General features: G+C 66.2%; 21 protein-coding genes. 15 read left to right on the forward strand and 6 right to left on the reverse strand.

All coding sequences use genetic code 11. The features are described from left to right. Positions 1-189 precede the first annotated feature (189 nt). From HN018_RS15175 to HN018_RS15190, 4 genes are all read left to right on the forward strand, one after another. Entirely contained in the window at positions 190-2,070 is a 1,881-nt protein-coding gene (locus tag HN018_RS15175; RefSeq protein WP_171833266.1) for a DEAD/DEAH box helicase, read from the forward strand. A 242-nt stretch (positions 2,071-2,312) separates the two neighbouring features. Next, entirely contained in the window at positions 2,313-2,711 is a 399-nt protein-coding gene (locus HN018_RS15180) for a response regulator (protein WP_171833265.1), read from the forward strand. Between the two features lie 244 nt (positions 2,712-2,955). Continuing rightward, on the forward strand, positions 2,956-6,141 hold the full coding sequence (locus HN018_RS15185) for a CheR family methyltransferase (protein ID WP_171833264.1): 3,186 nt from the start codon (positions 2,956-2,958) through the stop codon (positions 6,139-6,141). Continuing rightward, the gene (locus HN018_RS15190; RefSeq protein WP_204259541.1) at positions 6,134-6,595 is read left to right on the forward strand and encodes a response regulator; all 462 of its coding nucleotides are present in this window, start codon (positions 6,134-6,136) and stop codon (positions 6,593-6,595) included. Before HN018_RS15185 ends, HN018_RS15190 begins: the two co-directional genes overlap by 8 nt. On the opposite strand, the gene HN018_RS15195 is transcribed toward HN018_RS15190, so the two are convergent. Beyond that, on the reverse strand, positions 6,589-6,855 hold the full coding sequence (locus HN018_RS15195) for a hypothetical protein (RefSeq protein ID WP_171833263.1): 267 nt from the start codon (positions 6,853-6,855) through the stop codon (positions 6,589-6,591). The genes HN018_RS15190 and HN018_RS15195 overlap by 7 nt on opposite strands. Before the next feature lie 67 nt (positions 6,856-6,922). Here HN018_RS15195 and arfB point away from each other — a divergent pair, with 67 nt between their 5' ends. Both arfB and HN018_RS15205 read left to right on the forward strand, forming a co-directional pair. After that, entirely contained in the window at positions 6,923-7,534 is a 612-nt protein-coding gene (gene arfB, locus HN018_RS15200; protein ID WP_338033979.1) for an alternative ribosome rescue aminoacyl-tRNA hydrolase ArfB, read from the forward strand. Between the two features lie 42 nt (positions 7,535-7,576). Next, positions 7,577-8,413 carry a formate/nitrite transporter family protein gene (locus HN018_RS15205; RefSeq protein WP_239478716.1) on the forward strand — a complete coding sequence of 279 codons (837 nt, stop codon included), beginning with the start codon at positions 7,577-7,579 and terminating at the stop codon, positions 8,411-8,413. 207 nt (positions 8,414-8,620) lie between these two features. Here the strand turns inward: HN018_RS15205 and HN018_RS15210 are convergent, their stop codons facing one another. Continuing rightward, the gene (locus HN018_RS15210) at positions 8,621-9,637 is read right to left on the reverse strand and encodes an asparaginase (RefSeq protein WP_239478717.1); all 1,017 of its coding nucleotides are present in this window, start codon (positions 9,635-9,637) and stop codon (positions 8,621-8,623) included. A gap of 99 nt (positions 9,638-9,736) precedes the next feature. Between HN018_RS15210 and HN018_RS15215 the strand changes: the two genes are divergently transcribed. Next, on the forward strand, positions 9,737-10,417 hold the full coding sequence (locus HN018_RS15215) for a putative quinol monooxygenase (protein ID WP_239478718.1): 681 nt from the start codon (positions 9,737-9,739) through the stop codon (positions 10,415-10,417). Here the strand turns inward: HN018_RS15215 and egtD are convergent. Both egtD and egtB read right to left on the reverse strand, forming a co-directional pair. Beyond that, positions 10,358-11,332, reverse strand: a complete 975-nt coding sequence (egtD, locus tag HN018_RS15220) for an L-histidine N(alpha)-methyltransferase (RefSeq protein WP_171833261.1) — start codon at positions 11,330-11,332, stop codon at positions 10,358-10,360. The genes HN018_RS15215 and egtD overlap by 60 nt on opposite strands. Positions 11,333-11,378: 46 nt before the next feature. Next, entirely contained in the window at positions 11,379-12,599 is a 1,221-nt protein-coding gene (gene egtB / locus HN018_RS15225) for an ergothioneine biosynthesis protein EgtB (protein ID WP_171833260.1), read from the reverse strand. Positions 12,600-12,776: 177 nt separating this feature from the next. Here egtB and HN018_RS15230 point away from each other — a divergent pair, with 177 nt between their 5' ends. Beyond that, positions 12,777-16,211 (forward strand): MFS transporter, encoded by a 3,435-nt coding sequence (locus HN018_RS15230; RefSeq protein ID WP_239478719.1) that lies wholly within the window; start codon positions 12,777-12,779, stop codon positions 16,209-16,211. A gap of 36 nt (positions 16,212-16,247) precedes the next feature. Here HN018_RS15230 and HN018_RS15235 read toward each other — a convergent pair whose 3' ends face one another. Then, positions 16,248-17,276, reverse strand: a complete 1,029-nt coding sequence (locus tag HN018_RS15235) for an aldo/keto reductase (RefSeq protein ID WP_171833259.1) — start codon at positions 17,274-17,276, stop codon at positions 16,248-16,250. Positions 17,277-17,430: 154 nt separating this feature from the next. Here HN018_RS15235 and HN018_RS15240 point away from each other — a divergent pair, with 154 nt between their 5' ends. The 4 genes from HN018_RS15240 to HN018_RS15255 all read left to right on the forward strand — a co-directional run bounded on the left by HN018_RS15240 (position 17,431) and on the right by HN018_RS15255 (position 22,645). Beyond that, on the forward strand, positions 17,431-18,603 hold the full coding sequence (locus tag HN018_RS15240; protein WP_171833258.1) for a zinc-dependent alcohol dehydrogenase: 1,173 nt from the start codon (positions 17,431-17,433) through the stop codon (positions 18,601-18,603). A gap of 173 nt (positions 18,604-18,776) precedes the next feature. Next, entirely contained in the window at positions 18,777-20,717 is a 1,941-nt protein-coding gene (locus tag HN018_RS15245; protein ID WP_171833257.1) for a CocE/NonD family hydrolase, read from the forward strand. An 89-nt stretch (positions 20,718-20,806) separates the two neighbouring features. Continuing rightward, positions 20,807-22,255 carry an ATPase domain-containing protein gene (locus HN018_RS15250; protein ID WP_171833256.1) on the forward strand — a complete coding sequence of 483 codons (1,449 nt, stop codon included), beginning with the start codon at positions 20,807-20,809 and terminating at the stop codon, positions 22,253-22,255. A 33-nt stretch (positions 22,256-22,288) separates the two neighbouring features. Next, a complete protein-coding gene (locus HN018_RS15255; RefSeq protein WP_239478720.1) occupies positions 22,289-22,645 on the forward strand; it encodes a response regulator in 357 nt (118 codons plus the stop codon). Here the strand turns inward: HN018_RS15255 and HN018_RS15260 are convergent. After that, positions 22,640-23,560 carry a LysR family transcriptional regulator gene (locus HN018_RS15260; protein WP_171833254.1) on the reverse strand — a complete coding sequence of 307 codons (921 nt, stop codon included), beginning with the start codon at positions 23,558-23,560 and terminating at the stop codon, positions 22,640-22,642. The two genes, HN018_RS15255 and HN018_RS15260, sit on opposite strands and share 6 nt — an antisense overlap. A 110-nt stretch (positions 23,561-23,670) precedes the next feature. On the opposite strand from HN018_RS15260, the gene HN018_RS15265 reads away from it, so the two are divergent. Genes HN018_RS15265 through HN018_RS15275 form a run of 3 tightly spaced genes read left to right on the forward strand, consistent with a single transcriptional unit; the run spans position 23,671 to position 25,663 of the window. Then, positions 23,671-24,369 (forward strand): pirin family protein, encoded by a 699-nt coding sequence (locus HN018_RS15265; protein WP_171833253.1) that lies wholly within the window; start codon positions 23,671-23,673, stop codon positions 24,367-24,369. A 43-nt stretch (positions 24,370-24,412) separates the two neighbouring features. Next, positions 24,413-25,012 carry an NAD(P)H:quinone oxidoreductase gene (wrbA, locus tag HN018_RS15270; protein WP_171833252.1) on the forward strand — a complete coding sequence of 200 codons (600 nt, stop codon included), beginning with the start codon at positions 24,413-24,415 and terminating at the stop codon, positions 25,010-25,012. A gap of 36 nt (positions 25,013-25,048) precedes the next feature. Continuing rightward, complete coding sequence (locus tag HN018_RS15275) at positions 25,049-25,663, forward strand: YceI family protein (RefSeq protein ID WP_171833251.1); 615 nt, start codon at positions 25,049-25,051, stop codon at positions 25,661-25,663. Positions 25,664-25,715: the final 52 nt, after the last annotated feature.

Raw genomic sequence — 25,715 nt, forward strand, 5'->3', positions numbered from 1 at the left:
CTGAAACCGGGCTCTGAGCCCATCGCGAGCGCTGGCGGGATGGGGCCATGCTCCACTCGCAAGTCGGTTTTCCTGGCTATTCGAGCCAGGGCTCTTTATGTGCGCTCCTTCAACCCGATCGCATCCGCCCTCTCCCGAACCGCTTGTTCTGCGGGGCGGTCGGCCGCGCGTCCTGATGGATTGCCCTGTATGCCTTTTCCCGCGACCCACCCTACCCTCGCCAGCGCCCTGCTCGCGCGCGGCTATGAGGAGCCGACACCGGTCCAGCTCGCTGTGCTGCAACCGGAGACGGAGGGGCGCGATCTGCTCGTCTCTGCACAGACCGGTTCCGGCAAGACCGTCGCCTATGGCCTGGCTGCCGCCCCGACCCTCATGGGCGATGCCGACCGGTTGCCGCGCGCCACCGCGCCGCTCGCCCTGGTGATTGCCCCGACGCGCGAGCTGGCGATGCAGGTTCATAAGGAACTGGCATGGCTCTACGCCGACGCCGGCGCACGGATCGTCGCATGCATCGGCGGCATGGACGTGCGCCGCGAGGCCCGCGCGCTTGAAGGCGGTTGCCACATCGTCGTCGGAACGCCCGGCCGCCTCTGCGACCATCTGTCACGCGGCCGCCTCAACACCGGATCGCTGCGCGTCGTCGTGCTCGACGAGGCCGACGAGATGCTGGACCTCGGCTTCAAGGACGAGCTCGAGCAAATCCTGAGCGCCACGCCGACCGATCGGCGCACGCTGCTGTTCTCGGCCACCATCGCCCGGGAGATCGCCACTCTCGCACGCAAGTATCAGCGCGACGCGATGCGCATCGATACCGTGTCCGGCACCCGCCAGCACGCCGACATCGACTACCGCGCCGTGCTCGCGGCTCCGAACGAGGCCGAGCATGCGGTCGTGAACGTACTGCGCTGGTTCGAGAGCCCGACCGCGATGGTGTTCTGTTCCACCCGCGACATGGTTCGCCACATGCAGAGCAGCCTGCAGGAGCGTGGTTTCTCCGCCGTCGCCCTGTCCGGCGAACTCAGCCAGGCCGAACGGACCCGCGCCCTTGATGCGCTGCGCAGCGGCGGCGCCCGGGTTTGTGTCGCGACCGACGTTGCGGCCCGCGGCATCGACCTGCCCGACCTCGGGCTGGTCATCCATGCCGCCTTGCCGAGCGACAGCGCCACGTTGCTGCACCGGAGTGGCCGCACCGGCCGCGCCGGGCGCAAGGGCACCTGCGTCCTGGTGGTGCCGGCGATCCGCCGTCGCAAGGCCGAGCAGCTGCTGGCCGGCGCGCGCGTGCAGGCCCATTGGAGCGGCGCTCCGACCGCCGACGAGATCCGCACCCGCGACGGCGAGCGCTTGCTGGCCGACCCGATCCTGACCGAGGAGTTCACCCCCGAGGACCAGGCGCTCGGACAGGCCCTCCTGGCCGGACGCAGCCCCGAGGAAATCGCCGCGGCGCTGGTTCGGCTGTATCGCGCCAACCTGCCCGATCCGGAAGAAATCCGCGCGATGTCGGTCGGACCGGAGCGCCGGCCCCAGGCCGTGCATGGCTCCAACGAGCGCTATGAGCGTGCCGAGCGCCCGGCGCGTGCTCCGAGAGCCGACCGATCCGGCGATGACCGTCCACGTCCCGAACGCTCGAACGACGATCGCCCGCGTCCGGAGCGCTCGAACGACGACCGCTCGAACGAGCCGAGCGTCTGGTTCGGGATGCCGATCGGTCGCCAGGACAAGGCCGATCCGAAGTGGCTGGTGCCGCTGATCTGCCGTCTCGGTGGCGTGACCAAGCGCGATATCGGCTCGATCAAGATCTTCGACGGCGAGACCCGCTTCGAGATCACCCAGTCGATGGCCGAGCGCTTCACTGCCTGCATCGCCGCGACCGACGATGACGAGGTCACCATCTCGGCGTCGTCGGCACCGACCACCGGCACGTCTCCGCGTCCGCAGCGCGATGCGTCCGGCCCGGGCTACAACAAGGAAGCCTACAACAAGGGCGCGCCGCCGCGTCGCAGTTCTGCTGCTCCCGCCGATCGCCGACGCACCGCGCCCAAGCTCAACTCGTCGCGCAAGCGCGCTTCCTAGCGCGTTTCGCATCCGCCGCCTCCGCGGCGGATGCGGTCAGTGCCGGCCGCTGCCGTTAAAGAGTCGTCAGTCCTGTCAGGCTGGCGATCTGCAACGCAATCGTGATGCGCCCCATGAAGTTGGCTGGCATTGAACGTCCTCACCGCGGTAGAGCTCGTAGCTGCTTGATTATCTCAGTCCAATGAAACGACGCCGTTCATCCGACGCTAAGCACACAGATAAAATCTATAAGGACAAGATTTGTGTGCGTGCTGCTGGTTGAAGACGAATTCCTGATCAGGGAAATCATGTCTGAATGTCTGCAGGATGCTGGCTATGACGTCGTCGACGTCGAGAACGGTGATCGCGCAGTTGAACTGATCAAACATCCGCCGCGGAAGTTCTCGATCCTGATCACCGACTTCCATATGCCGGGAGATGCGGACGGTTCGAAGGTGGCGGCACAGCTTCGGCTCGCAATCCCGGGAATACCAGTCGTGATCGCATCGGGTCGACCCGAAGCATTGCAGGCGGCGTGGCAAACCGAGCTCGGGTACAAGCTGCTCAGGAAGCCTTATCTTCCGAGCGAGTTGGTCAAACTGGTGGAGACACTCGTAGGCCATCCCTCGGCCAAGAGCAGCGAGCAAGGCCGCATCACGTAGTGGTGACCTTGGCACTGATGTGCCCTAATGATGCTAATGTGATCATGTCGCGAGGGCCAACCCCCACGCTGACGTAGTGCGTGCGGCACGGGCTCACGATCGTCGATTTACGTCATCCGAGGTGGACGCTGACAGCTGGAATGGCCATCCGCATTCGAACGTCTCGTGCTTCGACCCTGCATACCCGCTCCACCAGGAGCAGGCATGTCCAGCAAACGCCGGCCCAAGTGACAGGCATCGTATCATGACACCCGACATCATCCCGGGTGCCGGGCAGCCGCTGTTCGCAGATGATCCCGGAGATGGTTCGTCCGGCCCGGCATTTCCGATCGTCGGCGTGGGCGCCTCGGCCGGCGGCATCGAGGCACTGGAAGGGTTGTTCCGAGGTATTCCGGAGCGCCCCGGCTTCGCGATGGTGATCGTCACCCACCTCAATCCGCAGCGCGGCAGCGTTCTGCACGAGATCATCGCCCGCTACACCAGCCTCGACGTCCGCGTCGCGGTCGATGGCGCGGATATCGAGATCGACAGCGTACACGTGCTTCCCGCAGACGCCATCCTCGGCATCAGGAACGGACGCCTCTCGGTGACCCGGCAGGACAACACGCATCGCGAGCGCAAGCCGATCGACGTGTTTTTCAGTGCTCTGGCGATCGATCATAACGAACTGGCCGCGGGTATCGTCCTGTCCGGCGGGGATGGCGACGGCACCATCGGGATCAAGGCGATCAAGGAACGCGGCGGTCTCACCCTGGCCCAGATCGCCGACGGCACCGGACCACAGCATCCGAGCATGCCGGAAAGCGCCATCTCGACCGGCATGATCGACTTCGCGATCCCGGTCGAGGAGATGGGCGCCAAGCTCGCGCACTTCGCCCGAAGCGTCGGCAATCCCGGCGGTGTCGAGCCACGCTCGCTTCATGGCGAGGAGGCGCTGCTCGAGGATGCGAGACACGAGATCTACGCCGTGCTGCGTAGCGAAATGGGCCACGATTTCGCCGGCTACAAGATCAAGACGTTCGCCCGGCGTGTACAGCGCCGCATGCAGATCGTGCAGCTCGATGCGATCGAGAGCTACCTCGAGCGCCTGCGCCGTGATCCGCAGGAGGTCGCCGCGCTGTTCCGCGACCTGCTGATCAACGTCACCAACTTCTTCCGCGACGGCGAGGCGTTCGAGGCGCTGGCCGAGCAGGTGATCCCGAAGCTGTTCGAGGGACGCAGCGACGACGACACCGTGCGCCTCTGGGTGCCGGGCTGTTCCACCGGCGAGGAAGTGTTTTCGCTGGCGATCCTGGTGTGCGAACACCTGGAGACACTGACCGTCGCGCCGCGTGTGCAGCTGTTCGCGACCGACATAGATGAGCACGCGCTGACCATCGCCCGTGCGGCGCGCTATCCGGCAGCCCTGCTGGACAACGTATCCGGCGAGCGGAAGGCGAAGTTCTTCGTGCTCGACGGCAGCAGCTACCTGCTGAACAAGTCGGTGCGCGACCTATGCGTGTTCTCGCCGCACAGCGTGATCCGGGATCCGCCGTTCTCGCAGATCGACCTGATCTCCTGCCGCAACCTGCTGATCTATTTCGGTGTCGAGGTCCAGAACCAGGTTCTGCCGACCTTCCATTACGCGTTGCGCCCGGGCGGCTACCTGTTCCTCGGGACCTCGGAAAACATCGGCCACTACGCCGACATGTTCGGCTCGGTGGACAAGAAGCAGCGGATTTTCCGCAGCCGCGCCGGCGGATCCGGCGCGGTCCGCCTGCCACTGGCAATCACCACGCCGCGCTGGGTCGGCCGGGGCGGCGAGATCGCGGCGCGTGCCGGAGCATCGGGCAGCATGGCGCTGCGCCAGGCGGTCGAGGCGCAGGTGCTCGAGCGGTTCTCGCCGGCGCATGTCGTGGTCAACCGCGACGGCGACGTCGTGTTCTACTCGGCCCGCACGGGCAAGTACCTTGAGGCGGCGGCCGGCCAGCCGACCCGGCAGATCCTGACCATGGCGCGCAAGGGCCTGCGGCTCGACCTGTATGCGGCGTTCCGCGAGGCGGTGGAGACATCGCGCTCGATCAGGCGCGAACGGCTCGCGGTCGAAGGCGATGACGGTCGGGTCCAGCGCGTCACCCTGACCGTCGATCCACTGCGCGACCGGGCCGATACCGACCCGCTTTTCCTGATCCTGTTCGAGGACGAGGGCCCGACCCAGACCTGGGAAGATGCGTTCGGTGGCCTGGGTCCGCTCGACGACGGTGCTGCGATCCAGCTCGAGCGGGAACTGCGCGACACCCGCGAGCGGCTGCAATCGATGATCGAGGAATACGAGACCGCGATCGAGGAGCTCAAATCCTCGAACGAGGAACTCGTCTCGGTCAACGAGGAGGTCCAGTCCAGCAACGAGGAACTGGAAGCCTCGAAGGAAGAGCTGCAGTCGCTCAACGAGGAGCTCCACACGGTCAATGCCCAGCTCACCGGGAAGATCGATGCGCTGGACCTCGCCAACAGCGACCTGCAGAACCTGTTCGACAGCGCCGACTTGGCCACGGTGTTCCTCGACTCCAAGCTGGTGATCCGCAGCTTCACCCCGTCGGTGACGCGGATGTTCAACATCCTGCCGGGCGACCGCGGCAGGCCGATCACCGATCTCGCCAGCCGGGTCCATTTGCCGGGCTTCATCGACGACCTCTCCTCGGTGCTCCGGGACGGAAAGGCGATCGAGCACCGGGTGGACCAGGATGGCGGCACCGGCAACTACCTGATGCGGCTGTCGGCCTATCGCGACCTCTACCAGAGCGTCGAAGGCGTCGTGGTGACGTTCGTCGACATCACCACGCTGGCACGCGCCGAGACGCGACAGGCGGTGCTGATAGCCGAGCTGCAGCACCGGACCCGAAACCTGCTGGCGATGGTGCAGGCGATCGCGGTGCAGACGCTGGGCAAGGGCGGCAGCATGGAAAGCTACATGCACCGGCTATCGGCACTCGGCCGGGTGCAGAGCCTCATCAGCAAGGCGACCAACGAGGATGTCGACCTGGGCGACATCGTCCGGCTCGAGCTCCAGGCTCATGTCGCCGACGACGATCGGATCACCGTCACCGGCCCACCGGTGACGCTGCGACTGGAGCAAGTACAAACTTTTGCGCTGGCCCTGCACGAACTCGCGACCAACGCGTTGAAACACGGAGCCTTGAAGGTCGAGACCGGCCGGTTGGCTGTCACATGGTCGATCAGCGACGAGCAGGCCGGAGGGCCCTACCTGGTGCTGGACTGGATCGAAACCGGCGTCACGATCCTGCCGGAAATTATCGAGCGGCGCGGCTACGGCCGGCAGCTGATCGAGCGGGCGCTGTCGTTCGCGCTTCGCGCCGATACAAGGTTCCTGTTCGGCGACGAAGGGGTTTCGTGCCGGATCGTCATGCCCCTGAAGGATCAACATGGCTGAAGCATCGATCGGCTCTTCAGGATGCCTGCAGAACCGCCGGGTGCTGGTGGTCGAGGATGACTTCCTGATCGGCGATGCCCTCTCTGAACTGCTCCAGGACGTCGGTGCCGACGTCATCGGGCCGATCGGCTGGGCCACCGAAGCCCTGGCGATGGCCAGCAGGCCCGGCCTGGTGATCGACATCGCATTGCTCGATGTCGACCTGCACGGCGAGCGATCGTACCCGATTGCCGACGCGTTGATCGGGCGGGCGATCCCGTTCATCTTCACCACCGGCTACCATTGCGACATCGTCGAGGCGCGATACCGGAGCTATCCGCGCTGCGAGAAACCGCTGAGCGGGCGGGCGCTGGTGGCGACCCTGGCCTCGATGCTCGACGGGCTGCCGACGGCCGCCCTGCTGCAGCCCCCTGCGCGTTTCGGAACAGTCCGACAGGAGACGGGTGACTACTGACTGATCAGGTTCCAGGCCTGGGCGCTGGCGGCCTGGCAGGCATTGCCGATGCCCTGGCTGCTGATCTGCTTGTCGAGATTGTCCATCATGTCGTTGATCGGCTTCCGGTCGAAGCGGTCGCCCTGCAGCGCGCGGCACTGTGCCAGGATCTGCGCCGTCATCGGCCCGGGCTTCACCTGCCGCCCCTCCTCGCACAGCGCTTTCGATGCCTCGGCATAGCGGTGCAGCCGCGCGAAGCTGTCGCATCCGGCCTCGTTCATCGTCGGCTGAAGTGGGGGCTGGGACTGGGACTGGGACTGGGACTGGGACTGGGCGTGGCTGAGTCGGATGGGCGCAAGAGACCCGATCACGGCCAGCGTCATCAACACCGCCCTGGGCCCGATCCTCGCCGACGCACGATATCGCTCGATCATCTGGTTCTCCTGCGGCAGGCCGCGGCCGATTGCCTCGGTTGGTCGCCGGCGGCACAATAGGTCAGCTTCCGCCGCGGATCATCAAGGAGCCGACATCATCGCCCTGATCCCGGTTACCGCGCGGATCGCCCTGAACGAGGACGAGCTGCATGAAACGTTCATGCGGTCCTCCGGCGCCGGCGGCCAGAACATCCAGAAGGTCGAGACCGCGGTCCAGCTTCGCTTCGATGCACGGCGGTCGCAGAACCTGCCCGACCCGGTCCGGGCGCGGCTCGAACAGCTCGCCGGGCAGCGACTGACCAACGATGGTGTTATCGTCATCACTGCGCAACGTCATCGCACGCGTGAACGTAACCGTGTAGACGCCCAGGAACGTCTGTTCGCGTTGATACGCGAAGCTGCCCTGCCGCCTCCCCCGAAACGCAGGCCGACCAGACCGACACGAGGCTCCAAGGAACGCCGCCTGGAAGGCAAGTCGCAGCGATCGGACACCAAGCGCATGCGCGGCCGGCCCGACGGCGACTGAACCAGGGCCCGATCACTCCTCTCTCAACCAAGGATCGACACCTTGTCCGATTACGTCAAACCCGCCCAGATCGTGGGCAGCATGATCGAGTCCGGCGTCATCAAGGCCCGGCTGCCGGCGGCCGACCTGCTGGTCCGCGCCATCCTCGCCGGCGCCTACCTGGCGTTCGTAACCTCGATGGCCTTCCTGGTCGCGGCACAGACCGGCCAGTTCATCGTCGGCGCCCTGCTGTTCCCGGCCGGGTTCGCACTCATCGTGGTGCTCGGCATGGAACTGCTGACCGGCAATCTCGGCGTGTTGCCGACCGCCCTGTTCGCGGGCCGCATCGGCTGGGGTGCCATGCTCCGCAACTGGGGCCTGGTGTTTCTCGGCAACCTGCTCGGCAGCCTGCTGTACGCGGTGCTGTTCTGGATCGCCGCGACCGATGCCGGCAACACCACCGGCGGGGCGATCGGCGACAAGCTGCGTGCCCTCGCGGTCACCAAGACCACCGCCTACGAGGCGTTCGGCATGGCCGGGATGCTCACCGTGTTCGTCAAGGCGATCCTGTGCAACTGGATGGTCAGCCTCGGCTCGGTGATGGGCCTCGCCTCGACCTCGACGTTCGGAAAGATCCTCGGCGCGTGGCTGCCGATCTTCATCTTCGTGAGCCAGGGCTTCGAACATAGCGTGGTCAACATGTTCGCCATTCCGGTCGGCATGATGTTCGGTGCGCATGTGACGATGGTGGACTGGTGGGTTTGGAACGAGATCCCGGTGACGATCGGCAACGCCGTCGGCGCCTTCGTCATGACCGGCGGGGCGCTCTATTTCACCTACGGACGCGGCATCGTCGCCTCGTCGCAGGATACGACCCAGGCCTCCGGCATGCGCGGCTGATGCGTCCCGTGCGACATGCGGGATCATTGCCGCATGCCGCACGACGCGGCGCTACAGCCAGGATGCGTTCGCCCAGCTAGCCGAAGATGCCGACACGCGTGGCATCCCGGAACAGCCCGGAAGTCGAGCAGATGATTCCCCTATGCGTCGTCTGGGCAATCGGCAACGGTCACACCCCGTCATCGACACCCAGGGGTTGAGATCGGCCTACGTTCGTTTGCCATGAACGAAACCGGACGTCGGACGCAATGCGCCGACCTCGATGCCGTTCCAGTTGCGCAGGACCGGACGCATGCAGGCATCCAGCACTGCATGCTGCGCCGGCGTCGCATCGACATGCCGCGCGACCAGCGCCGCGATCGCGACCTCGGCGGCGCGGGCTGCACCGTCCGCGCATTTGACCGCGATCCCCAGGCCCTGCTCCGGCAGCGACACGACGTGGATGCCCTCCGCTCCCATCTTGCTGAACACCGACAGGCCGAACGCCTGCATCAGTCGCGTATCGAAACGACCTTCGCCGGCGACCAGGACCGGGTTGGCCGCGACCGCCCGGCGCAGTCGGGTTGCTGCTTCGGCACGATCGGGATGCTGGCCCGTGCCGCTGCCGAAGCGTGCGAAGCCGAGCGCCAATGCCCGCAACGGGATTGCGTAGGTCGGGATCGAGCAGCCGTCGATCGCGCGGTTGTTCTCGTCCATGCGGGCGCCGGTCATATGCGCGGCCGCTTCCGTGACCTGGCGCATGACTGCATGCTCCGGACGCACGTAGCCCAACAGTGTATCGCCGTTGTCGCAGGCGAGGCAGACGAACCCGGCATGCTTGCCCGAGCAGTTGTTGTGCAGCGCGGACGGCTCCTGCCCGGCCTCGAACAATGCCCGCTGCCCGGCCCGGCTGGTCGGCCAGTGGATGCCGCATTCGAGACAATCCGGGTCCTGGCCCGCCTTGCGCAGCATCGAGGCGGCGGTGCGTGCGTGGACGGGCTCGCCGACATGCGATGCGCAGGCCAGGGCCAGTTCGGCATCGGACAGGCCGAGACGATCCGCGGCACCGGTCTCCACCAGCGGCAGGGCGAGCAGGGCCTTGACGGCGGACCGCGTGAACACCGGCGCCTCGATATCGCCGGCCCGGAACAGGATCACGCCATCGGCATCCACCACGACGGCGCTGCCCATGTGCGACGATTCCACGCGCCCGCCGCGGGTCACCTCAACCAGATGCGCGTCCAATGCTGCCTCCCTGCCGATTTGGCCGAATCGCTCGATGAAACCGCGTCGATGCTGCGGCTCTTTACAGCGGACACGACGTCGCGACAGGAGAATATGACCATGCCCAAGGCCTTGTTCGTGGAGATCGAAGCGAAGTCCGGCAGCGAGGCCGAGACCGTCGACTTCCTGAAAGCCGCCCTGGACACCGCCAGGAACGAGCCCGACACGCGCGACTGGTACGCGCTTCGATTCGACGACCGAAATTTTGCGATCTTCGACACCTTCGATGGCCAGCTCGGCCGGCTCAAGCATATGGCGGGCGAGATCGGGCGCAGCCTGGTGTTCAAGAGCTTCACCAGCCTCAACGGCCTGCCGGACATGTCGTCGTCCGAGATCGTCGCCGCCAAGCTGGCGAACGGCACCACGCAGGCGAAGCTGGCGCTCTATGTCCCGATCGAGACCAGGCTCGGCCAGGGACGCGATTTCGGGGAGTTCCTCGTCGCTGCAAAAGCGCTGGCCGATGCGGAAGCCGGCACGCTCGCCTGGTACGCCCTGAGGATCGGGCCGAACAGCTTCGCGATCGTCGATTTCTTCGGCGACGAGGCAGCGCGGGATGCGCACCTGCAGGGAAAGATCGCCGCCGGCCTCGGAGAGCAGGTCGGCCGGTATCTCGATGCCATGCCCGAAATCCGCAAAGCCGAAGTGCTGGCCAGCAAGCAGTCGGGCTGGGAAAGCCTCGCGTCAGCCGAGAAGCAGATGCATCCCGAACAGCCTGTCCGGATCGGTCCAGAACGCGTCTGAGCGCCACCCGGCCCTGGCGGCCAGGCTGATGAAGCCTTCGCGGGTGTGCTTGTAGCTATCCTCGGTGTGGATGGTTTCGCCGGACGAGAAACGGATCGTGCGGCCCGCCAGCCGCACCGTCTGCGCCGTCAGGCTCTGCAGGTGCATCTCGATCCGCCCATCCTGCTCGTTCCAGATCGCGCGATGAGCAAATGCGTCCGGCTTGAAGTCGGCCTCTGCGACGCGGTTAACGTGGTTGAGGATGTTGCGATTGAACGCTGCGGTTACGCCCTGTGCATCGTCGTAGGCCGGGATCAGGCGCGCCGGATGCTTGCGCAGATCGGTGCCGATGACGAAGCAGGACCGTTGTTCGACCGAAAGGGTCTGCCGGGCCTGTTCGAGGAAGCGGACCACCATGTCCGGCCTGAAGTTGCCGATCGTCGAGCCGGGAAAGAAACCCATCGCCGGGAACGCCGCAACGCTAGCCGGCAGCACCAGGGGCTGCAGGAAGTCGGCAACGACGGGTGCCAGGGTCAGGCGGGGATGGCTTGCCTGCATGCGGACCGCAATCGCGGCCAGCGCGCCGGGTGCGATGTCGATCGGTACGTAAGCTTCAAAACGCGAGCCCTCCGCGTCAAGTAGCCGGACGCCCTTGCTCTCGTCGGATGCGCCGTATTCGACCAGGGTAGCGCCTCCGCTGGAGGATCGCGGCGCATGGGCCGCGATCTCGCCGGCATGCCGGTCGAGCAACGCCACTTCGGCGCGTGTCACGTAATACTCGGGAAGCTGGGTGATCCGGTTGAACAGGTCGCAACCGGCCTCGTCGTAGAAGAGCTTGGCGGGCAGGGTTTTCTGCCGGCTGCCGAGGCCGGAAAGGATCTCGTCCAGGACCGAGACACCCGGGCCGGGCAAAGGCTGTGTGATGTCGTCGAGCATGCAGGCGATTCCCTGTGTCAGGCCGCGGCAATCGGCGAATAATGGCCTAAAGGTCGCGTGCCAGACGCAGCCCGGTGACCTGCCATCTCTTCTCGGGCTGGAAGAAGTTGCGGTAGCTGGCGCGATGGTGCCCGGGCGGAGTGGCCGAGGAACTGCCACGCAGCACCATCTGGTTGATCATGAACTTGCCGTTGTATTCGCCGATCGCCCCTTCCTGTGCCCGGAACCGCGGATAGGCCAGGTAGGCGCTGTTGGTCCATTGCCAGACATGACCGAAGAACTCCGGCAACTCATCGGATGCCGCCTCAAGTTCGCACTCGGTGGGCAGCCTGGCATCGGCCCAGCGCGCAAAGGCGTCGGCCTCGTACCAGCTCACATGCCGGACCGGTTGCGACGGATCGACCGGCGCCAGCCCCGCCGGCGATACGGTCAGCCAGCCGCCCTCCCCGTCCGGGCGCCAATGCATCGGCGCATCCAGGGCATCGCGCTTTGCCTGTTCCCAGCCATCGGACATCCACAGCTTCGACGTCCGGTAGCCGCCGTCGTGCATGAATTCGAGCCACTCCGAGTTCCGCACCAGCCGGTTGGCCAGCGCGTGCGGATGCAGCACCTGGTGATGACGCGGGAACTCGTTGTCGAAACCGAAGCCGTCGCCGGTATGGCCGATGCCCACCAGGCCACCGACACGCTCGAGGAAGCGGGTCGGACCGGCCGCGTTCGGCAACGGCTCCCAGCCCGGCAGCACCGCGAGACCCCCGTTGATCCAGGCCAATGGATTCTGTGCGAAGGCATGCAGCATGTCGGTGACTAGCAGTTCCTGGTGCTGCTGTTCGTGATGCAGCCCGAGCGTGACCAGTTCGTCCAGCCGGTCCGCAGTGTCGGGATCGGCGAGCAACGTCCGCATCGCATCGTCGACATGCGCACGGTAGCGGGCGACCTCGGATGCGTTCGGCCGGGTGACGAGGCCGCGGGTCGCGCGCGGATGCCGGGCCCCGACAGCTTCATAATACGAGTTGAACAGGAAGCTGAAGCTCGGGTCGTAGGGCACATAGCCCGGTGATTGTGGGTTGAGCACGAACTGCTCGAAGAACCAGGTCGTGTGCGCGCGGTGCCATTTGGCAGGGCTCGTATCGGCCATCGACTGGATCACCTGATCCTCCGGCGACAGAGCGGCGCTTAACGCTTCCGTATGGTCCCTGACCCTGGTGAACGCGTCGGCCAGCGCAGTGTTGCGACTGGTGTCGGTCGTCATGAAAGTCTGTGCCATTGGTCGCCCCGCCCCGCCCCGATGAGGTCCCAAGCCGGCTCTGCCCGACTGGTTCCCGCAGCGTGATACCGGTCCCGAACCGGCGCCCCGGGATTCCCGGAGGTATCGCGCTGCTCTAACAATGGGTCACCTTCCCCGGAACACAATGATCCGGCCCGTTAAGCTTGGACATCACCCGTGAACCAGCCCCGTCACCACCCAGCCCCGGACAGCAGGCCGCTGTTGCTGTCCCGCCGCTTTGCGCCGCTGTTCTGGTGCCAGTTCATGGCCGCGTTCGGTGACAACCTCCTGCGCAACGCGCTCGGGCTGCTGGCCTTGTGGATGCCCGGTGCGGGCGGCCATGGCTGGATGGTGGCGGCCGCTGCCGGTGCGTTCGTGGCGCCGTCGATCCTGTTCTCCGGCCTGGGCGGCGAACTGGCGGATGGCAGCGACAAGGCGCTGCTGGTCCGGCGCCTGAAGCTCGCCGACGTGCCGGTAGCGCTGGCGGCACTGGTCGCCCTGGCGCTCGGATCGGTGCCGCTGCTGTTCGCCTGCCTGATCGCTGCCGGCATCCTGTCCGCCCTGTTCGGACCGGTGAAATACGGGATCCTGCCGGACCAGTTCGAACCGGGCCGGCTGCCCGGCGCCAATGCGCTGATCGAGGCCGCGACGTTCGGTGCGATCCTGGCCGGGGCACTCGCCAGCGGCCTGATGCTCGATACCGCAGGAGGGCTCGAGGCACCGGCGCGGATCGCGGTCGGGCTGGCCCTGGTCGCGGCCACCCTGCTGGCATGGGCCTCGTCGCGGCTGATCCCGCATACGCCGCGCGAGGCTCCGGCACTGCGTCCCAATCCCAACATCGTCGGCTCCACCATCTCGCTGCTGCGCGGGCTCGGCAACCGGCCGATCCGTCGCGCGTCGCTGGCCAATGCCTGGTTCTGGATGGTGGGAAGCACGGTGCTGTCGCTGATGCCGGGGCTGGTGCACGGCCGGATGGATGGCAGCCCGGCCCTGGTCTCGCTCTGCCTATGCGTGTTTGCCGCGGGCATCGCCGTCGGCTCCGGCCTCGCCTCTTTCCTGAGCGGCGGGCGCATCATCCTGCTGATCGCGGTTCCCGGCGCGCTGCTGACCGGGCTTGCCCTGCTCGACCTCGGTCTCGTGTCAGTGACCGGCGTGCATCATGTCGATCCGGCGCTCGGGCATGTGCTGGCGGACCTGTTTCTCGCAGCGGCCGGCGGCGGCCTAATGGCAGTGCCGACGCTGGCCGCGGTCCAGGCCTATGCCGCACCGGACCGCCGGGCCCGTGCGGTCGCCGGCCAGAATGTGCTGTCCGCCCTCGGCATGGCCCTGACCGCGCTGCTGCTGATCGCCGGGCAGAAAGCCGGGATGACCGAGCCCGCCCTGCTGGGGATCGCCGGCGTGGCCAGCGTCCTGGCCGGGCTCGTGATGCTGGTCCGGCTGAGCCCGAACCCGGCGGCCGAGTTCGTCTGGCTGCTGTTCCGGCTGTTCTACCGGGTCGAGCTTCGGGGTGCGGAGAACCTTCCCGGAAAGCGGCTGTCGATCGACGGTGCGACACATGCCCCGGTCATCGTCACGCCGAACCATGTCAGCTGGCTCGATGCAGCCCTGATGTTCGCGGTCATGGACCGGCCGCTGTTCGCGATCGACGGCGGCGTCAGCCGGCTCTGGTGGGTGCGACCGTTCCTGCGCGTCGTGGAAGCGGTGCCGGTCGATGCCGCTCACCCGCTATCGATGCGCCGGATGATCGAGCAGATCCGGTCCGGACGCCCCGCGGTGATTTTCCCGGAAGGCCGCATCACCACCACCGGTGCGATCATGCGGGTGCAGGACGGCGCCGCGATGGCCGCCGACAAGGCCGGTGCGACGATCGTGCCGGTCCGGATCGAAGGCCTGGAGGCGACGATATTCTCGCGGCTGAACCGGGCGCAGGTGCGTCGCCGCTGGTTCCCGCATGTGCGGCTGACGGTGCTGCCGGCGCGGCGGCTGGAGATCCGCCCGGGCCTGACCGGCCGGATGCGCCGGGAGGCGGCGGGCCGGGCACTACAGGACACGCTGTCCGACATGCTGCTGGCAACCACCGAAACCGGCCTCACCCTGTTCGAGGCGGTGGCGCGTGCCGCACGCATCCATGGCATGAGCCGGATCGCGGTGCAGGATCCGATTCGCGGCACGCTCAGCTATCGCAAGCTGCTGGCCGGTGCCGCCGTGTTGGGGCGCAAGCTCGAACCCTATGCGAGTACGGACCGGCGCATCGGGCTGATGCTGCCGAATGCCAATGCCGCCGCGGCCTCGATCCTGGGGCTCGCCTCCGCCGGTATCGTGCCGGTGCTGCTGAACCCACGCGCCGGCCTTGCCGCCTTGCAGGCGGCGATCGACGCAACCGGTTTCACCACGCTGGCCACCTCCCGCCGGCTGGTCGACAAGGCAAGGATCGGACCGGTGATCGAGGCGCTCTCGGGACGGGTCGACATCCTCTACCTGGAGGATCTTCCGGTCGGGTTTCCGGACCGGCTGCGCGGCCTGCTGCAACGCGGCCGGCCGCTGGTGGCGGGCGGCGACCCGGATGCGGCCGCAATCGTGCTGATGACGTCGGGCACCTCCGGCACGCCCAAGGGCGTGGTGCTCAGCCACCGCAACATCCTCGCCAACATCGCCCAGGTCGGATCGCGGATCGATTTCGGCCCCGCCGACAAGGTGCTGAACGTACTGCCGGTGTTCCACGCCTTCGGCCTTACCGGCGGCATGATGCTGCCGCTGGTGCACGGCATCCCGGTGTATCTCTACCCGTCGCCGCTCGACTACCGCACCATCCCGGCGATCGCCTCGGCGATCGGCGCCACCGCGATGTTCGGCACCAACAGCTTTCTGTCCGGCTATGCCCGCACCGCGCATGCGACCGATTTCCGCACGTTGCGGCTGGTGGTGGCCGGTGCCGAACCGGTCACCGCCTGGACCCGGCGGATCTGGAACGAGAAGTTCGGCCTGCGTATCCTCGAAGGCTACGGCGTGACCGAGACGGCGCCGGTGCTGGCGCTGAACACGCCGCTCTCCAGCCGCGACGGCACGGTGGGCCGGTTCCTGCCGGGACTGCGAACCAGGCTGGTGCCGGTGGATGGCATCGAGCAGGCCGGACGGCTGCTGGTCTCCGGGCCGAACGTCATGCTGGGCTATCTGCAGCCGGACGCGCCGGGACGGCTGCAGACACCGGCCGATGGCTGGCACGATACCGGCGACATCGTGTCGATCGCACCGGCCGACGGGCATGTCACGATACGCGGCCGTGCCGCCCGCTTTGCCAAGGTCGCCGGCGAGATGGTGTCGCTGGCGCAGATCGAGCGTATCGCCAGCGAATTGTGGCCGGACGCGGTGTCGGTGGCCGTGGTGTTGGCGGACCCACGCAAGGGCGAGCGCATTTTGCTGGTGACCGACCGGCCGGATGCGACGCGCGCGGAGTTCCTGCATCAGGCCAGGCTGGCACACCTTCCCGACATCGCGTTGCCATCGGAACTCCGTATCGCCCCGGCGCTGCCGCTGCTGGGCTCCGGCAAGCCCGACATCATCGCTGCGACGAAGCTGGCGACCGCAGGCCAGCTCGGCGAGCGCGTCGCGTAAGGCGACGCGCCCGGTCGAGCCGGCCCTTGAGTGTCGTCAGGCCACCGGTGACGGATTGCGCTCGGCGAACCCGGCCTGGTGCCAGTAGGGATACGGCTTCGGACGGACGCTGGCAGCGTCGAGGGTCGCCACCTGGGCTGCCGTCAGGTTCCAGCCGACCGCGCCGAGGTTGGCGCGAAGCTGCTCCTCGTTGCGGGCGCCGACGATGACGTTGGCAACCGTCGGCCGCTGCAGCAGCCAGTTGAGCGCCACCTGCGGCACCGTCTTGCCGACCTCCTCGCCGACCTGCTCCAACGCATCGACGACCTGGTAGAGAAATTCGTCCTCGACCTGCGGACCCTTGTCGCTGGTCTTGTGCAGGCGCGAGCCGGCGGGGATCGGACGGTTGCGGCCGATCTTTCCGGTCAGGCGACCCCAGCCGAGCGGACTCCACACCACGGCGCTCACGCCCTGGTCGAGACCGAGCGGCATCAGCTCCTGCTCGTAGTCGCGGCCGATCAGCGAGTAGTACGCCTGGTGCGCAACATGGCGCGGCAGGTTGTAGCGCTCGGCGGTCGCCAGCGACTTCATCAGGTGCCATCCGGAGAAGTTGGAGCAGCCGATGTAGCGGATCTTGCCGGCGCGGATGAGGTCGTCGAGCGCCGAAAGCGTTTCCTCCTGCGGGGTCATCGCGTCGAACCCGTGCAGCTGGAACAGGTCGATGTAATCAGTCTGCAGCCGGCGCAGTGCCTTCTCGACGGCATCGACCAGGTGGAAGCGCGAGCTGCCGACCTCGTTGGCGCCCTCGCCCGAGCGGAAGGTCGCCTTGGTCGAGATCAGGACCTTGTCGCGACGGCCCTTGATCGCCTCGCCCAGCACCTCTTCCGCCGCACCGGCCGAGTAGATGTCGGCGCTGTCGAACATGGTCAGGCCGGCCTCCAGGCAGATATCGACGAGACGCGACGCCTCTGCGACATCCGACGAGCCCCAGGCCTCGAAGAATTCGCCCTTGCCGCCGAACGTGCCGGTTCCGAAGCTGAGCACGGGAACCCGGAAGCCGGATCGGCCGAGTTGTCTGTAGTCCATGATCGTCGTCTCCTGTTCGAGCAGGCGCCGACACAACACCCCGGACGCCCGCGATGCAACACGACGCCGGACGCGCCGAAGCGTGATCGCGTCGGCTTGAACCCGGATCAACGAAGCCGGCGTTGATCGCTGATCGTCAATGTGGAGAGCGATCATGCGCGCGTTGTGCTGGAACGGACGGAACGACATCCGATGCGAGACGGTACCCGATCCATCGATCGAGGATCGGCGCGACGTCATCATAAAGGTCACGAGCTGTGCGATCTGCGGATCCGACCTGCACCTGATGGACGGCCAGATGCCGACGATGGAACAGGGCGACATACTCGGGCACGAGTTCATGGGCGAAGTGGTGGAAGTCGGCAGTCCCGACCATGTGCTCAAGAAGGGCGATCGGGTGATTGTGCCCTTCAACATCAATTGCGGCGAATGCCGCATGTGCAAAATGCAGAATTATGCCTCCTGCCTGCGGTCGAACCGTAACGCGGCGATGGCCGCGAAGGTCCAGGGCTACGCGACCGCCGGGCTGTTCGGCTATTCGCACCTCACCGGCGGCTACTCGGGCGGCCAGGCCGAATACGTGCGCGTGCCGATGGCAGACGTGGCGCCGATGAAGGTGCCGGAAGGCATGTCGGACGAGCAGGCGCTGTTCCTGACCGACATCCTGCCGACCGGTTGGCAGGCGCTCGACTACTGCGACCTCAAGGGCGGCGAGACGGTCGCCATCTGGGGCGCCGGGCCGGTCGGCCTGTTCGCCATCAAGTCCGCTGCCGTCATGAAGGCCGGCCGCATCATCGCCATCGAATCGGTGCCCGAGCGCATGTCGCTCGCACGCATCGCCGGCGCCACCGACGTCATCGATCCATCGACCGAGGACGTAATGGAACGGCTCCGGGAACTCACCAACGGCGAGGGTCCCGATGCGGTTGTCGACTGCGTAGGCATGGAGGCTTCCGGACATCATGGTCTGCTCGGCGCGCTCAGCAAGGTGCAGGAGAAGCTCACCTCGACGCAGCGTCCGTATGCGCTGGAACAGATGATCCAGGCGGTGCGGCCGAGTGGCATCGTGTCGGTTCCCGGCGTGTATGCGGGTCCGGTACCGATCAACATGGCGGCCGTCGTGCAGAAGGGCCTGACCATGCGCAGCGGCCAGACCCACGTGAAGCGCTATATCGAACCGCTGGCAAAGCTGATCCAGCACGGCACGATCGACCCGACCTTCCTCATCACTCACCGAAGCGGCAGCCTCGATGACGGTCCTGAACTGTACAAGACCTTTCGTGACAAGCAGGATGGCTGCGTCAAGGTGGTGTTCCACCTGGGTTGACCATGCGGACCCTCCATCCCGGGGCATTTTCGAGCGCGGCACCCTGTCCGGGTGCCGCCTTCGAGCGCACGACACAGCGAACGGGAAACCACCCGCTGCCGCTTGACCTCGATCGCCTCGACGCGACACCGTAACCGTTCAAACGGCGCAATGAGCCGGGGCATGGAGGCGGAATGACGTTACGCAGATCGACCGGGAAGACCCTCATTCCATTCCTGGCTGCCCTCCTGTTGCCGGCTGCGGCCCTGGCAGCAGCGCCCGATCCCCTGCTGGTCGCCACCGGCAACGACATTCCCGCCCATGTCGACATGCCCAGATCCGGCTTCGACTACCTCAAGCGCGACGTGATGATCCCGATGCGTGACGGGGTGACGCTACATACGGTCATCGTCATCCCGAAGAACGCCCATGACGCGCCGATCCTGCTGACCCGCACCCCGTATGACGCCACCAAGCGCGCCACCCGCAGCAACAGCCCGTCGATGCTGGCCACACTACCGCAAGGCGACGACGTGTTCGTGGCCGGCGGCTACATCCGCGTGTTCCAGGACGTGCGCGGCAAGTACGGCTCGAACGGCGACTACGTCATGACGCGGCCGCCGATCGGGCCGCTGAACCCGTCCAATACCGACGACACCACCGATGCCTGGGACACGATCGACTGGCTGGTGAAGAACCTGCCGGAAAGCAACGGCCGGGTCGGCATGACCGGCTCCTCCTACGAGGGCTGGACCGTGGTGATGGCGTTGCTGCATCCGCACCCGGCCCTGAAGGTCGCATCGCCCGAGAGCCCGATGGTCGATGGCTGGATGGGCGACGACTGGTTCCATTACGGCGCCTTCCGGCAGTCGAGCTTGGACTACCTGCCCAGCCAGATGACGGTGAAGGGCGAGGGCGATGAAATTCCCCGCCCCGGCTACGACGACTACGCCAACTTTCTGAAGGCCGGGTCCGCCGGCGAATTCGCCAGGGCGGCCGGGCTCGAGCAGTTTCCGTTCTGGCGCCGGATGGCGGCGCACCCGGCCTACGACGCGTTCTGGCAGGGGCAGGCGCTCGATCACATGGTGGCGGCGAACCCGTCGGATGTGCCGACCCTATGGGAGCAGGGCCTGTGGGACCAAGAGGATATGTGGGGTGCGATCCATAGCTGGATGGCGCTGAAGGCGAAGGGCCACGAGGGCAACAACGTCCTGATCATGGGGCCCTGGCGGCACAGCCAGGTGAACTATGACGGCTCCAGCCTGGGCCGGCTGAACTGGGACGGCGACACCGCCCTCCAGTATCGCCGGGACATCCTGCGGCCGTTCTTCGACCAGTATCTGAAACCGGGCGCGCCCAAGGCCAACGTGCCGGCCGCCTTCATCTACAATACCGGCGAAAACCATTGGGACCGGTTCGCACAATGGCCGCTGGCCTGCGACAGCGGCTGCACCTCACCGATGACGCCGCTGTTCCTGCAGTCCGGCTTCTCGCTCTCGTTCGAGCATCCGGCAGCAAATGCCGGCTCGGACAGCTACGTCTCCGATCCCGCCAAGCCCGTGCCCTACCTGTCGCAGCCGGTCGCTTTCGCCGATGGCGCACGCTGGAAACCCTGGCTGACCAGCGACCAGCGCAACGCCGCGAACCGGCCGGACGTGCTGGCCTACGAAACCACGCCGCTGACCAAGGAGGTACGCATCTCCGGCCAGCCGGCAGCGGACATGTTCGCCGCCACCACCGGCACCGATGCCGACTGGGTGGTGAAGCTGATCGACGTGTTTCCGGACACGGTGCCCTCAGACCCCACCATGGGCGGCTACCAGCTGCCGATCGCCATGGACATCTTTCGCGGGCGCTACCGGGAGAGCTTCGCCAAGCCGGCGCCGATCCCGGCCGGCCAGGTCGAGCGTTATCGCTTCACCCTGCCGCCGACCAACCACGTGTTCCTGCCCGGCCACCGGATCATGGTGCAGATCCAGTCGAGCTGGTTTCCGCTCTATGACCGCAATCCGCAGCATTATGTGGACAACATCTTCTACGCCAAGCCCGCCGACTACATGACCGCGACGCAGCGGATCATGCATCAGGGTGCCGAGGCGAGCGCCGTGTGGCTGCCGGTGGTGCCGACCCCCTGAGACCAGGCAGCTTGGCCGATCTGACGGAAGCGGTAATACTTCGTCGGATCGGCCCTCCCGTGCGACCCTGAGCGGATCTGGAATTCACCATGGACGATCTCGAACGGCTGAAATCCGGTGTTCCGGGTCTCGACCTGATCCTGGGTGGCGGCATGGTCGTCGGCTCCTCCTACATCGTCCAGGGCCGCCCCGGCTCGGGGAAGACCATCCTTGCCAACCAGATCGCTTTCCATCAGGCGGAGCAGGGCCACAAAATCCTGTTCGCAACTTTTCTGGCCGAGAGCCACGAACGGCTGTTCCAGTTCCTGTCCACGCTCAGCTTCTTCGACCCCGGGCACGTGGGCACCAATATCCAGTTCGTCAGCGCACTCGACGCGATCGAGACGGATGGTCTTGCCGAAGTGGTCACTCTGCTGCGCCGGGAGATCGGCCGGCAGAAGTCCACACTGCTGATCGTCGACGGCATGACCAACATCCAGCCACGCGACGGGGGGCTGCTCGACGGCAAACGCTTCATCGCCGGGCTCCAGGCCCATGCAAGCTTTGCCGGATGTACCGTGCTGTTCCTGACCAACTCCCGGATCGGGGAAGACAGTCCCGAACTCACCATGGTCGATGGCATCATCGAGATGGGCGAGGATCTGATCGGCAGCCGCTCGGTGCGCCGCATCCAGCTCCGCAAGACCCGTGGCAGCGCCGCATTGTCCGGCCTGCACGAGCTCGAGATCACCTCGGATGGGATCACCATCCATCCACGGCTCGAAGCGGTTTTTAACTACCCCTCCATCGCGGACTCGGTCGTCGGCGGGACGGGAAGGCTCGAAAGCGGCATCCCTACGCTGGATGAGATGGTGGGAGGCGGGCTGCCGCGCGCGTCGTCCACCCTGATGCTGGGCCCGTCCGGCTGCGGCAAGACGACCATGGGCCTGGCGTTCTTGCAAAGCTGCACGCCTCAGGAACCGGGCATTCTGTTCGGTCTCTACGAGACGCCCTCGCGTCTGATGCTGAAGGCACGGTCGGTTGGCATGGCATTGCAGCCGCTGGTCGAGAGCGGAGCCCTGCATCTGGTCTGGCAGCCGCCCACGGAGCGGCTGCTGGATGCGCTCGGTCATCGGCTGCTCGACGCGGTCCGGACCACCGGGGCCAAGCGGGTGTTCATCGACAGCCTGAGTGCCATCGCACGCTCGGCGACGATCCCCGGCCGGAGCGTCGCCTTCTTCACCAGCCTGATGAACGAACTCCGGGCTCGCGATGTCCTGGTGCTGGCAAGCTGGGAGATGCGCGAGTTGTTCGGCGGCGATCTGCAGACACCGACGCCGGAGCTGTCGGGTGTGATGGACAATCTGCTCCTGATGCGGTTCCTGGAACTCCGGGCTGAACTCCGGCGGGTGGTATCCGTTCTGAAGGTTCGTGACAGCGCGTACGATCCCTCGTTACGCGAACTGGTCATAACCGACACGGGGGTTGCTCTGACCAAGACACTCGATCAAGTAGCCGCCATCATGTCGGGATCTGCTCAGCCTCCTGGCCATCGCTGATCCTGGTGCTGTCAGGGCATGACGACCATACTGGTGGTGGATGACGAGTTCCTTGTGGGGGACGTTGTCGCCTTCGCACTCGAGGATGAGGGTTATCGCGTCGCCCGCGCCGGCAACGGCAGCAAAGCGTTTGACCTACTAGGCAAGGTGCATCCGGACCTGATCATCACCGACTACATGATGCCGGTGATGAATGGACTGGAACTTGCCGACGCAGTCCGCGCAAGCCTCGGCAGCGACGCACCCCCGATAATACTCATGAGCGGTGCGCAGGCCCATATCGGCCGTGCCAGGGGTGATCTGTTCGCCGCTGTCTTCGACAAGCCCTTCAAGATCAGCGATATCCTTGCCAGCGTCCAGGCGATTGTCGGTCCCCCAAGCCTGTCATGACGGTGCCGCAGCCCATGGCGCCTTGATGAGAGCGTCGTGCAGGAAATCCATCGTTACCGTCACCCGCGCCGGCCGCAATGATGCAGGTGGTGTCACCAGGCTGAGTGGCACGGTCGGCAAGGCCCAATCCGGCAGGACCTCGATCAGCCGGCCTTCCTGAAGCTCGCTCCAGATCAGGAAGTCCGGCAGTGCTGCCAGGCCTATCCCGGACAGGAGCGCCGGCTTGATGGAGTCGCCGTTATTGGATCGAAGCGGGCCCGAAAGATGCACTGTCACCTGCTCCCCCTCCTGTGCGGTAAAAGCCCAACGATTGGCGGTCGGCTGATACGCGTAGCCGAAGCATGGCCGGTCCTGTAGCTCGAGCGGATGCGCCGGAAGCCCGTGCATCGCGACATAGAGCGGCGAGGCGACCAGCATGAGCCGGACGTTGCAGATCCGCCGAGCGCGGAGCGACGAATTCTCCAGGCGCGCGATCCGCAACGCGAAATCGAACCCTCCACCGACCAGGTCCACCACCTCGTCACCAAGGTGCAGGTCGATCGAGATCTGCGGATACTGGAGCAGCAGGCCGGGTAGCAACGGCGCCACCTGCTGCTGCCCGAACGACATCGGCACCGCCATTCGCACCAGCCCCTTCGGCTGCGCCGTCCGGTCCAGCATGTCGGCCTCGAGCGCCTCGGCATCGGTCAGCAGACGCAGCGCCCGCGTGGCGATCTCGTCGCCGAGCGTTGTCAGGGCGAGCCGCCGCGAGGTGCGACTCAGCAACGCACCGCCGATCCGTTGCTCCAGCCGTGCGACCGCCTTGGAGACGGTCGCGGTCGAAAGGCCGAGTTCGGCCGCGGCTACGGCAAACGAGCCGGTCTCGGCGACCCGGGCAAAAATCGCCCAGGCTTCGAGGTCAGGGAGAGTGCTCATGGCTCACATTCAGAAACGATGTCTTTCGAAGGTTTCTGTTTTTAACGGATCGTGCAAGGCTCATCTTGCTGGTCGAGGGGTGCCATGGGGTATCCTTGAGGAACACGACGATGATCGAGCTTAGACCTTTCCGGACGCTTGGCGGTGCCAACCATGGTTGGCTCAATGCGAAGCATCACTTCTCCTTCGCCAGCTACCACGACCCGGAGCGCAACCAGTGGGGCGCGCTGCGCGTCTGGAACGATGACGAGATCGCCGGTGGCAGCGGCTTCCCGGCCCATCCGCACCGGGACATGGAGATCATCACCTATATCCGCGAAGGAGCGATCACCCACAAGGACAGCCTGGGCAACAGCGGCCGGACCGAGGCGGGCGACGTTCAGGTGATGAGTGCGGGCAGCGGCATCCGGCACTCGGAAGCCAACGACGAGCCCGGCCTGACCCGCATCTTCCAGATCTGGATCATGCCCGACCGCCAGGGTGGCGAGCCGAGCTGGGGTGCGCGGCCGTTTCCCCGCGATGCCCGCGCCGGACGCTTCGTGACGCTCGCGAGCGGGTTCGAGCAGGATGCGGACGCGTTGCCGATCCGGGCCGACGCCCGCGTATCCGGCGCCACCCTCAAGGCAGGAGAGAGCGTGGAGTATGCGGCCGAGGGCACCCGCCACATCTACCTGGTGCCCGCCACCGGGACGATCGAGGTGAACGGGGTCCGTGCGGAAGCGCGGGACGGCGTCGCGGTCCAGGGCGAGGCCAGCCTCAGGATCACCGCGATCGACGATGCCGAAATCATCCTCGTGGACGCCTCCTGACATCATTTCCGATCCCCTGACAACACACCAAGGAGCAACGAGCATGAGCAAGATCCTGGTTCTCTACTATTCGAGCTATGGCCATATCGAGACGATGGCCGGAGCGATCGCCGAGGGCGCGCGGACCGCCGGTGCCGACGTCGACATCAAGCGCGTGCCCGAGCTGGTGCCGGAAGAGGTCGCAAAGTCGAGCCACTTCAAGCTGGACCAGAGCGCCCCGATCGCCGAGCCGGACGAGCTGGTGAATTACGATGCGATCATCGTCGGCACCGGCACCCGCTACGGCCGGATGTCGGCGCAGATGGCGAACTTCTTCGACCGCACCGGCGGGCTTTGGGCCAAGGGCGCGTTGATCGGCAAGGTCGGCGCCGCCTTCACCTCGACCGCCAGCCAGCATGGCGGCCAGGAGACCACGCTGCTCTCGATCCTGACCAACCTCATGCACCATGGCCTGGTCGTCACCGGCCTGCCCTATTCGTTCCAGGGCCAGCTCAGGCTCGACGAGGTCAGCGGCGGCACCCCTTACGGTGCCAGCACACTCGCCGGTGCCGACGGTTCCAGGCAGGTGAGCCAGAACGAGCTCGATGGCGCACGCTTCCTCGGCGCCCACGTCGCGGCACTTGCCACCAAGCTGGCGGCCTGAAACACGTTGCATTTCTCAATCGATCGGACAGACCAGATGAAGACCACTCTGATTACTGCGACCGCCGCCCTGGCACTCACCTTCGGGCTGGGAACGGCATTCGCACAGAGCGCATCGCATGAGCCCTCCGCCGTGAAGTCGGGCACCTACAGCGTGGAGCCGGGCCATACCCAGGTCGGTTTCAGCCTGCTGCATCTCGGCTTCAGTTATTATTCGGGTGTGTTCTCGAACGTGTCCGGCACGCTCACCCTGGACGCATCGAATCCGACGGCGTCGAAGCTCGACGTCACCATCCCGATCGAGTCGGTCGCGACCACCAGCAGCAAGCTGGACGCCGAGTTGAAGGGTGCGGACTGGTTCGACGCCGCGAAATATCCGACCGCCACCTTCACCTCGACCAGCGTCGTCACGATGGGCAAGGATGGCGCCAAGATCACCGGCAACCTGACGCTGCATGGCGTGACCAGGCCGGAGACACTGACCGCACACTTCGTCGGCGCCGGCATCAATCCGCTCGACAAGAAGTATACGGTCGGCTTCGAGGCAACCGGCACCATCAAGCGGAGCGAGTTCGGGGTGAAGACCTACGTGCCGCTGGTCGGCGACGCCGTGCGCCTCACCATCGCCGGCGCCTTCGAACTGCCGGGCTGACCCCTCCCGCCGACCGGTATCATGTCGGCCCGGATGGCAACGTCCGGGCCGG

This window comes from Lichenicola cladoniae (genome assembly GCF_013201075.1).
Classification (GTDB): Bacteria; Pseudomonadota; Alphaproteobacteria; order Acetobacterales; family Acetobacteraceae; genus Lichenicola; species Lichenicola cladoniae.

Bases quoted from the DNA above. Each gene is read 5' to 3' on its own strand.
- HN018_RS15235 (WP_171833259.1), bottom strand. From the start codon at position 17,276: ATGGACTACAGACAACTCGGCCGATCCGGCTTCCGGGTTCCCGTGCTC.
- egtB (WP_171833260.1), bottom strand. From the start codon at position 12,599: ATGGCACAGACTTTCATGACGACCGACACCAGTCGCAACACTGCGCTG.
- HN018_RS15245 (WP_171833257.1), top strand. From the start codon at position 18,777: ATGACGTTACGCAGATCGACCGGGAAGACCCTCATTCCATTCCTGGCT.
- HN018_RS15275 (WP_171833251.1), top strand. From the start codon at position 25,049: ATGAAGACCACTCTGATTACTGCGACCGCCGCCCTGGCACTCACCTTC.
- arfB (WP_338033979.1), top strand. From the start codon at position 6,923: ATGGGCGCAAGAGACCCGATCACGGCCAGCGTCATCAACACCGCCCTG.
- HN018_RS15190 (WP_204259541.1), top strand. From the start codon at position 6,134: ATGGCTGAAGCATCGATCGGCTCTTCAGGATGCCTGCAGAACCGCCGG.
- HN018_RS15250 (WP_171833256.1), top strand. From the start codon at position 20,807: ATGGACGATCTCGAACGGCTGAAATCCGGTGTTCCGGGTCTCGACCTG.
- HN018_RS15185 (WP_171833264.1), top strand. From the start codon at position 2,956: ATGACACCCGACATCATCCCGGGTGCCGGGCAGCCGCTGTTCGCAGAT.
- HN018_RS15260 (WP_171833254.1), bottom strand. From the start codon at position 23,560: ATGAGCACTCTCCCTGACCTCGAAGCCTGGGCGATTTTTGCCCGGGTC.
- HN018_RS15175 (WP_171833266.1), top strand. From the start codon at position 190: ATGCCTTTTCCCGCGACCCACCCTACCCTCGCCAGCGCCCTGCTCGCG.
- wrbA (WP_171833252.1), top strand. From the start codon at position 24,413: ATGAGCAAGATCCTGGTTCTCTACTATTCGAGCTATGGCCATATCGAG.
- HN018_RS15265 (WP_171833253.1), top strand. From the start codon at position 23,671: ATGATCGAGCTTAGACCTTTCCGGACGCTTGGCGGTGCCAACCATGGT.
- egtD (WP_171833261.1), bottom strand. From the start codon at position 11,332: ATGCTCGACGACATCACACAGCCTTTGCCCGGCCCGGGTGTCTCGGTC.
- HN018_RS15240 (WP_171833258.1), top strand. From the start codon at position 17,431: ATGCGCGCGTTGTGCTGGAACGGACGGAACGACATCCGATGCGAGACG.
- HN018_RS15195 (WP_171833263.1), bottom strand. From the start codon at position 6,855: ATGAACGAGGCCGGATGCGACAGCTTCGCGCGGCTGCACCGCTATGCC.
- HN018_RS15215 (WP_239478718.1), top strand. From the start codon at position 9,737: ATGCCCAAGGCCTTGTTCGTGGAGATCGAAGCGAAGTCCGGCAGCGAG.